4 protein-coding genes are annotated in these 4552 nt (G+C 45.2%); all 4 read right to left on the bottom strand.

All coding sequences use genetic code 11. From position 1 onward, the window contains the following. Window positions 1-98: 98 nt before the first annotated feature. The 4 genes from QUF61_RS17930 to QUF61_RS17945 all read right to left on the bottom strand — a co-directional run bounded on the left by QUF61_RS17930 (window position 99) and on the right by QUF61_RS17945 (window position 4398). Window positions 99-347, bottom strand: a complete 249-nt coding sequence (locus QUF61_RS17930; RefSeq protein ID WP_289682923.1) for an AbrB/MazE/SpoVT family DNA-binding domain-containing protein — start codon at window positions 345-347, stop codon at window positions 99-101. 160 nt (window positions 348-507) lie between these two features. Further along, window positions 508-1398, bottom strand: a complete 891-nt coding sequence (locus QUF61_RS17935; protein ID WP_103920687.1) for a carbohydrate kinase family protein — start codon at window positions 1396-1398, stop codon at window positions 508-510. Between the two features lie 2 nt (window positions 1399-1400). Further along, the gene (locus QUF61_RS17940; RefSeq protein ID WP_289682924.1) at window positions 1401-2261 is read right to left on the bottom strand and encodes an HAD-IIB family hydrolase; all 861 of its coding nucleotides are present in this window, start codon (window positions 2259-2261) and stop codon (window positions 1401-1403) included. Continuing rightward, window positions 2254-4398 carry an HAD-IIB family hydrolase gene (locus QUF61_RS17945; RefSeq protein WP_103920685.1) on the bottom strand — a complete coding sequence of 715 codons (2145 nt, stop codon included), beginning with the start codon at window positions 4396-4398 and terminating at the stop codon, window positions 2254-2256. The genes QUF61_RS17940 and QUF61_RS17945 overlap by 8 nt, the downstream gene beginning before the upstream one ends. Window positions 4399-4552: the final 154 nt, after the last annotated feature.

Genomic DNA, 4552 nt, shown 5'->3' on the forward strand with positions numbered 1-4552 from the left:
TCTGCCTGTTTGGGTTGAGGGCGAATTACCATCTCTTTAATCCTTATTATTTTATATAATTTGATTTTAGAGTAATCTTATACTAATAAGTATCTGTTTTACAGGTTTATTTGGTGCAATTGCCCTACCACGTAACCCCAGTCAGTTTCACTATCAAGATTATCAGGCTCCATCGCATCAACCAGTTCATCTAACGTGTATTTATGCCGTACAGGTTCAATTATCAATCGTCCTGAATCAACCTTGATATTCATTTGCTCACCTTGCTTTAGGTGTAGCTCATTAACCAAACTCGCAGGTATTCGCGTTGCCAGGCTGTTGCCCCATTTTTGAATAACCGTTTGCATTATATACACGCCTCCTGTCAAATGTCTATACAGATGTATATACATAATACGTCATGTATGCTGTTTATGCCAGTATGCACGGGTGTTTTCCGATGTTAATCAGGAGAAAAAGACCAGCCCGGTTTCTGAAGTTATAAAATTCTCGCTCCTTATGCCGAACTCAGGTTAATAGGTTAATGCGCCATTTATTCATGAAATGCTGATAAAAGTCTGCTTCTGCAACCGTAGCGCCGCGCTGTGCAACCATTGCCGAAGCAAAATCCTGCGCCCGCTGTAGCGTTGTCTGCAATGACCAGTGATGGATAAGCCCAAGAATAATCACCGCAGAAAACGCATCACCGGCACCGACAGTATCGACAATTTTAACTTCAATATTTGGCTTGATCGCATACTGTTCCATATTGGCTGTCATGATTTCTGCGCCAGCCTCACCATGGGTCAGAATCACCCCTTGCAAGGCATATTCATAAATGAATACAGATAAATTATGTTGTCCTGTTTTATCTGAAGCATAAAGCAAATTGAATTCTTCAACATTAAGCTTTACCCAATCAGCTTGCTGCAACAGCTCAAGTACAACGGCCTTTTCCCACCAGGGGCTGCGTAAATTAACATCGACAAAGACTATCCCCGGCTTACTGTCTTTAAGCTTTCTCAGCGTCTGGCTGGAACACTCATTTCTAAGTGCCAAGCTGCCGTGATAAAGAAAATCACAAGCGGATACGTGATCTGAGGGTGGTTCAATCGCATCATAGGCAGCGGGGGCAATGATGTCGTATTGAGGTTCCCCTCGCTCCAGTTCAATCATAACCTTGCCAGTGGCAAGTGTTTCATCCGTTTGTAATGCCTGGGTATTCATACCCCAGTCAAGCATGGCTTTTCTGATATGGGCAGCCTCAGGATCGTTACCGACACGACTGATAAAAAATGGTGCCTGGGCAAATGCCTGTAAATGCCAGGCCACATTAAAAGGCGCACCACCCAATACCCGATGCCCGTCAGGGAATATATCGAACAAAACTTCCCCAAAAATACAAAGCTTTTTAGTCATTGTTATTTATCACCTGAATCCAGTCCCATCCATTGCCGCGTTAGTGGATAATAATGGGCAATACCTTCCAACATGCCTGCACTGTAGTTACCATTCATACCCGCAAAATCACCTTTAGCAATATAAAGTTGCTCACTCAAATCCTTAGCCCTGCTCAGTCGCAAAGCGCGTTCACGCACATCAGACTGACTGTTAGCCACCAGTACGGCGGGTATAGGGCTGACCAGCACTTCAATATCATTGCCACTGTCACCACAGAACACTGTATGACGCTCATCAAAGCCATGTGTTTTCATCAATGCCTTAATGGCATAAAATTTTGAAGCGCGTGCAGGCAATATATCCAGCAAGCCGACTCCAGCCAGTTCATCCTCACTCCATACCAAGCCAGCTTTTACGCCTGCATCACTGAATCTTTGTTCAATCAGGGCATTCAATGCTTTATGATTGCCATGCAGGGGGACGTAGTAACTTAATTTAAGGCAATTCTGTTTGTCAGGCTCTTGCAGTCGCAAGCCATCCATATCATTGAGCATTAACTTAAGGTCTGCATGTGATTTACCGCCCCAGTCTGAGGCGATACTGTCTTCCCAGGCTGACTGTCTGTGCCAGTCTTCAGATTTCCCAATATGATAGATGGTGGTTCCCACATCGCCGATGACAAAATCAGGTTTTGGCAGAAGATAATGATTGATCGCTTCTTGCACCAGTTTACGATGCCTGCCACTGACATAGGCCAACATAATCTCTGACCGTTCAACCAGTGCGCTAAAATATTGACGTGCCATAGCTGATTCAGGTTGTGGCCCATTCGGTAGCAGCGTGCGATCCAGGTCTGTACAAATCAGTAGTTTATCAGGCATCCGGCACCCTGCAAGCATCAAAAAAGTCATAATGCGCCAGGGCTTCCATAATCCCGGAGGCATGAGATTGACCTGCAAAATAAATACGGTCCACATCATCAAGTTGTGAGAGTTCTTCATGGTGACGGTTTTCCACAACAACCGCCAGGGTGTTGCCGCGCATCATGTCTTCATCGGCACCTGAACCGCCAGCGACCAGAATGTGTTCCAGTGGTATTTCCAGGCGCTGCGCAACATAGCGTAATGCCTGACCTTTAGACGCGCGCGCTGGAATGATATCCAGAAATTGACCAAATGATAAGCTCACGTTGGCAGTAATTTCTTTTTGCCTGATCATTGTGATGATCTCATCAAGACTGGGAGCCTTATCAACACTGTAGTAATAAGAAATTTTAAAAGGCGTCTGTTCAGATTTAATTTGTCTGGTCAGGCCGGGTAATGCGGAAAGAAGCTTCTTAATCCGCCTTGGTACCCAGTCATGGTCAATATGATCTGCCCAGAAATCATCTTCAGTCAGGTTTTGACCATAGTGTATGCGGGTGCCCAGGTCGCTAATCAGTACATCCGGTCTGGGTATCCTGTGCTTTGTCATAATCGCCAGGGCAGAATCAAATCGTCTACCCGTAGCAATGCCAAAAGAAACACATTTGCGATTTTCCCGTATGACGGCAATGAATTTATCCAGGGCTGGAGGATTACCAATCAAATTTTGATCAAGATCCGTAAAAATAGCCCGGTCTCGATATCTTATTGCCTTTATAGGCTTGCTTTCAGGTAAGGGTTCATATTTCCCCTGCAATTGACTCACTTTACCCAGATAGTTTTCTGTGTGCGCCCGCCATGAATAATACTTGCGTACCCCCTTGATGCCATTTCTGGATGTGCAGTTCCAGGTGTCATGATCTGAAAGGTAGTTCAGCAAGGCTTGAGCGATCTCATTTTTATCCAGTGGGTTAACCAGTTTGCCACATTTACAGTTGGCAATAATATCCACCGGCCCGCCATTTTCAGTGGCAACAACGGGCAATCCGCTGGCTGCTGCTTCCAGCAATGTCAGTCCAAATGGCTCAGTTAAAGCGGGATTAATAAACACGCCTTTGTTAAACATGACCAAGCGGTAAATCTCTGGTACCTCATCAGCACGATGCGACTTGGGAATGGCAACTCGCCCATAAAGGTCATAACTATCAATTAACAGGAGTATATTAGTGAAAACAGTTTGTGCACCCTTATCCAGATCAGTAATATCATCACGTACCCCGGCCACAATCAATAAATTAGCTTTGTCCTGCAATGCTTTGGATTCACCATAAGCTTCGATCAGCGTAAGAATATTTTTACGTTCATCTGGACGCGACAAAGCCAGGATGAGGGGCTTTTCGGGTTCTTTCAGAAAATGTTCTAGCTGTTGTTTGAATGCAAAGCGTTCATTTTGCAAAGGCGGGTGGAACTGCTCCAGATCGGTGCCTGGAGGAATCACGGTCATGCGCTGCGGATCGTAGTAATTATACAGCCCGTACTGTTCTTCAATTTCATTATGCGTACTGGTAATGACCAGATCGGCATTTGCCAGTATTTCTTCTTCCGCATCAATACGCCGGGCAATATTATATGTCTGCTCAACTTCTTCGCGTGACAGGCCGCGAGCCAGTAAGCGTTTACGCTTATCCCTGCCCAGTGAATGCCCCGTATGCACCAGCGGCACACTTAACAGGTTGGAGAGTCTGACACCCACATAACCGGCATCGGCATAATGCGTGTGGATCAGATCCGGCATACGGTGTTGCTCGTTAAGCCAACTGACCAGATTATCCATAAAACTGTCGAGATGATCCCACAACTGCTCTTTAGGCATATAGTCACCAGAGCCTGCGTCAATACGAATAATGCGGGCTTTATCTGATAGCGGCTCGATTGCTTGCGCATAATCATCGCTGACAACAGGATCAACAATATGACGGGTTACCAAATCAACTTGATCGACATCGTCAAACAGGGCAAGATTGCGCGCCAGATCAATCACGTATTTAATCTGTCCACCGGTATCTGCATCACGTCCGAGTTCCAGATCATGACCTCGAATCAGTCCGTGAATACTAATCAGTAATAAATAACGTTTTTCAGTATGCCTGCTCATTGATTATTCGATCCTGGTTATCAGTTCAAGTTATCCGTTGGGCAAAGCCGCTATCGTGGCGTCCCTCGTCATCGTCACTTGATAACTGTTCATTCATAGCAGTGTGTGGCAAAATTGTAAGATAATATTATCAAATTTTAGCTCTAATTGAGAT

Source organism: Candidatus Venteria ishoeyi (genome assembly GCF_030378065.1).
Classification (GTDB): domain Bacteria; phylum Pseudomonadota; class Gammaproteobacteria; order Beggiatoales; family Beggiatoaceae; genus Venteria; species Venteria ishoeyi.

Excerpts from the sequence above, each read along its gene's own strand:
- QUF61_RS17930 (WP_289682923.1), bottom strand. The coding sequence starts at position 347 with ATGCAAACGGTTATTCAAAAATGGGGCAACAGCCTGGCAACGCGAATA.
- QUF61_RS17940 (WP_289682924.1), bottom strand. The coding sequence starts at position 2,261 with ATGCCTGATAAACTACTGATTTGTACAGACCTGGATCGCACGCTGCTA.
- QUF61_RS17945 (WP_103920685.1), bottom strand. The coding sequence starts at position 4,398 with ATGAGCAGGCATACTGAAAAACGTTATTTATTACTGATTAGTATTCAC.
- QUF61_RS17935 (WP_103920687.1), bottom strand. The coding sequence starts at position 1,398 with ATGACTAAAAAGCTTTGTATTTTTGGGGAAGTTTTGTTCGATATATTC.